Origin of the sequence: Mesorhizobium sp. M7A.F.Ca.US.005.03.2.1, from assembly GCF_003997795.1 — a bacterium.
Classification (GTDB): Bacteria; Pseudomonadota; Alphaproteobacteria; order Rhizobiales; family Rhizobiaceae; genus Mesorhizobium; species Mesorhizobium ciceri.
Genome location: NZ_RZRP01000634.1, coordinates 1 through 3,747, shown reverse-complemented (window position 1 = coordinate 3,747; position 3,747 = coordinate 1). Strand labels below are relative to the sequence as shown.

At 60.4% G+C, this 3,747-nt stretch carries 3 protein-coding genes and 1 pseudogene; all 4 read right to left on the bottom strand.

Annotated elements, in window-relative coordinates; all coding sequences use genetic code 11:
* Positions 1-163: pseudogene (locus EN991_RS27250) on the bottom strand (phosphoserine aminotransferase); the annotation flags it as partial.
* A gap of 200 nt (positions 164-363) precedes the next feature.
* Complete coding sequence (locus tag EN991_RS27245; RefSeq protein WP_318011902.1) at positions 364-1,203, bottom strand: outer membrane beta-barrel protein; 840 nt, start codon at positions 1,201-1,203, stop codon at positions 364-366.
* Positions 1,204-1,428: 225 nt separating this feature from the next.
* The gene (locus EN991_RS27240) at positions 1,429-2,265 is read right to left on the bottom strand and encodes an outer membrane protein (RefSeq protein ID WP_027162513.1); all 837 of its coding nucleotides are present in this window, start codon (positions 2,263-2,265) and stop codon (positions 1,429-1,431) included.
* Positions 2,266-2,513: 248 nt separating this feature from the next.
* A partial coding sequence (gene glmM, locus EN991_RS27235) for a phosphoglucosamine mutase (protein WP_127369915.1) occupies positions 2,514-3,747 on the bottom strand: 1,234 nt, incomplete at its 5' end.

The window sequence follows — 3,747 nt, the reverse complement described above, 5'->3', positions numbered from 1 at the left end:
CGATCGCCTGTTCGAGCTTGGTCTTGCCGATCTTGGCGCGGTGGGAACGGCCGAGCGCAGCATTTCTTAGCGCCTCGACCGACCAGCCGGGGCGCTTTGCGCAGGGACCTGAGGAGAAATTGGGGTTTGCCGGACGGAGTCCGGGCTTCGTATGCGTCGTCATCGTGGTCTATCCTTCCAGATAGTGGCCCCTCGTTGGGGAGGGGTGGCCCACGGACGGCGATATTCGTTCGGGCTTCAGGCGTCAAGAGGAAAGTTTTTGTCGTTGCCGGGATACCGGCGATCCCCGATCAGGATGTCGTGACTTCAAACGCAAACGACGGACCCCATGATCCGCCGTGCTGGTCCTCGTACTCGCCGCGCCTACCAGAGATCGTAGCGCAGCCCGACCTTGACCTGATGATAATCGAGGCCCTTTTTGAACTCAGGGTTGCCGACAGCGTCTGCTGTCACGTATTTCGCGGAAGGCAGAGCCGTGTATTGATAGCCGACATCGACTGCAACATTCTTGCTGACCTGATAAGCAAAGCCGGCGCCGAGCGTATAGGCGAAGCTGAACTGCTTCTCCGACTGCGTCGTCCCATCATAGCCGTTTGGATCGTCGCATTCAAAGATGGTCGTGGTTGTACCTGATGTTGTCGATGAATTCTGACAGTTGCGAGCGCCTTGAGCGTACTTGTAGGTGCTGTACGCTATGCCGACACCGCCTCCGACATAGGGCGTGAAGCCGACATAAGTGCCCAGGTCGACAAAGGCGCTGGCCATCACATCGTAGGCCTTGTTGTTGCCGTCGTTGGAGCCTTCGCATCCACGGGTGCTTGGGCCGGCGAACGCGCTTGTGCTGCCACCGCTGGTGACAGTCACCGTCTGCGTTCCATCGCAAGTACTGTCGAATTTGCTGGCGAATTTGCTTGTCGGCAGCAGACCGAAATTCAATTCACCACGGAAGTAATCGTTGAAATGGTAGCCCATACCTATCGAACCAGACAGCGGGCTGGTATCCGTAACCAGACCGGCCGGAGTTTCCGAAAATTCATAGGGCTTGTTGAAGGCATAGCCGAGATCACCGCGCAGATACCAGCCGGAGCCGACCTCGACCGGGACGTAGTCGGGCGCCTGGTCGACATAGATCGGCGGATCGTAGTCGGCCGCGTGCACCGGCGTCAGCGGCAGGAGGGCTAGTGCACCGAGCGCCAGCGCCATACGCGATGTAAGTTTCATGGTCCCCGACTCCCGAATTTGGCGCAGCCCGCAATCGCAGCGGCAGCCATCGTTTCAAGGAGCATTGTTAACCATAGTGGTTAAGTGGCGGTTAAGGCTAACAGAGCGTTAGCGAATTCATTTCCCCTGTCGATTCCAGGCGGCCAACGAAAAACCGCCCGGCTGAGGCCGGGCGGTTTGTGAAGAATTCAAGTAATGTAGATGCTGTTACTTAGTGTAGATCGGCTCGGGTTCGGGCTGGTAGGCAACGACCGGCGCGGCGCAACCGTTGTTGCCACCGAACTGGTAACGCAGGCCACCGCGCACTTCGTGTGTGTTGATGCCACGATCGAAGCCGGGACCGGAGCTGGTGATGTTCCAGTCGAACATGCGGCCGCCCTGGATATGGGAGAAGCGGTAGCCGGCATCGAGAATGATCTTGTCGGTCAGGCAGTACGAAGCGCCGGCCATCAGACCGTAGGCGAAACGCCAGCTTGATCTGCCGGGATTGAACTCGGTGGTGTTCGGATCGTAGACATCATCCCACTTGACGCGGGCGCCGCCGATGCCGGCGCCAACGTAAGGCGTGATGCCGTGATAGGTGCCGAGATCGACATAGGCATTGGCCAGCAGCAGCAGGGCGCTCATCTTCGACACTTCGGTCGATGTTCCGTTGATATCCGAGGTGCCGCCGTTGAAGTTCGACTTGAACCAGTAGTCGGCGGTCAGGTCGGTCCGGAAGTGGTCGTTGATCTTGTAACCAACGCCGGCACCGAGCGAGAACCCGCCCTTGAGCTTGCCGAAATCGAAACTTCTGGTGCCGGGCGTGACCGTACAATTACATTGATCGATGGTGTAGGTCATATAGTCGATGCCGCGCACGGTCGACTTGTGATAGTCGATGTCGCCGCGGATATACCAGCCGCCGACTTCTACCGGCTGCTCGTAGACGGCCTGAGGCGGAGCCTCTTCGACGATCGGTTCCGGCAGGTCGGCCGCGAACAACGGCCCCGCCAGGCCTGCGAACAGTAAGGCGAGCAGGGCCTTTCTTGCTGTCTTGAACATGCTTGTCACCCCTGAGAAGCTCGGAACGGCAAACCCGCCCGAAATGCGATTGGCTTTCAGTCGTGGATAATGAATTGCAAAGGTTAAAAGGCGTTTAACCCTGTTGCTTAACCACGAATCTCGAAACTTCTGGGAACCGCTGCGAGATTTCCGAACAGCGAACAGACTGGGAGCCGACAAGAAAAAGCCCGCCGAAAGGCGGGCTTGGACAGGTTCAGGCGACGACGTCCTGCCGGGCGCTGTGGGGCTCAGGCGGCGCTGCGCGTTTCCGAGATGATGTCCACGATGCCATTCACCACGGACTCGACCAGTTGCGGGTCGTCGCCCTCGGCCATCACGCGGATCAGCGGCTCTGTCCCGGATGGCCGGATAACCAGCCGTCCGGTCTTGCCGAGCCGGTTACGCGCGTCTTCGATGGCGGCCTTGACCGGCGCCTCCTCGAGCGGCTTGCCGCCGGAAATGTGAACGTTCTTCAGGAGTTGCGGCACGGGTTCGAATTTCTTCGACAGTTCGCTGACCGGCCGGCCCTGCCGCTTGATGCAGGCCAGCACCTGCAGCGCCGAAACCAGGCCGTCGCCGGTGGTCGAAAAGTCGGACAGCACGATATGGCCCGACTGTTCGCCGCCGACATTCAAGCCGTGCGCGCGCATATGCTCGACGACATAACGGTCGCCGACCTTGGTGCGGTGCAATTGCAGCTTCATGTCGCCGAGGAAGCGTTCGAGGCCCAGATTGGACATGACGGTTGAGACGACACCGCCGCCGGCAAGCCGCCCGCTCTGGTGCCAGGATTCGGCGATCAGCGCCATGATCTGGTCACCATCGACGATCGCGCCGTTTTCATCGACGATGACGACGCGATCGGCGTCGCCGTCGAGCGCGATGCCGATATCGGCGCGCACTTCGTGCACCTTCTTTTGCAGGCCGGCCGGGTGGGTCGAGCCGCATTCCTTGTTGATGTTGAAGCCGTTGGGCTCGACATTGATGGCGACGACCTCGGCGCCCAGTTCCCACAGCGCCTCGGGCGCCACCTTGTAGGCCGCGCCATTGGCGCAATCGACGACGATCCTCAAGCCCGCGAGCGACATCGAGCGCGGCAAGGTGCGCTTGGCGAATTCGATGTAGCGGTCATGCACGCCGTCGACGCGCTTGGCGCGGCCAAGCCCGTCGGAGTCGGCGAGCGCCAGTTCGATATCCCTGTCGAGCATGCTCTCGATGCGCTCCTCGATCTCGTCGGAGAGCTTGTAGCCGTCGGGTCCGAACAGCTTGATCCCGTTGTCGTAATAAGGGTTGTGCGAGGCCGAGATCATGACGCCGATATCGGCGCGCAGCGAACGCACCAGCATGGCGACAGCCGGCGTCGGGATCGGGCCGAGCAGGAACACGTCCATGCCGGCGGCACAAAGACCGGCGACCATGGCATTCTCGATCATATAACCGGAAAGTCTGGTGTCCTTGCCGAGCACGACACGATGTCGATGG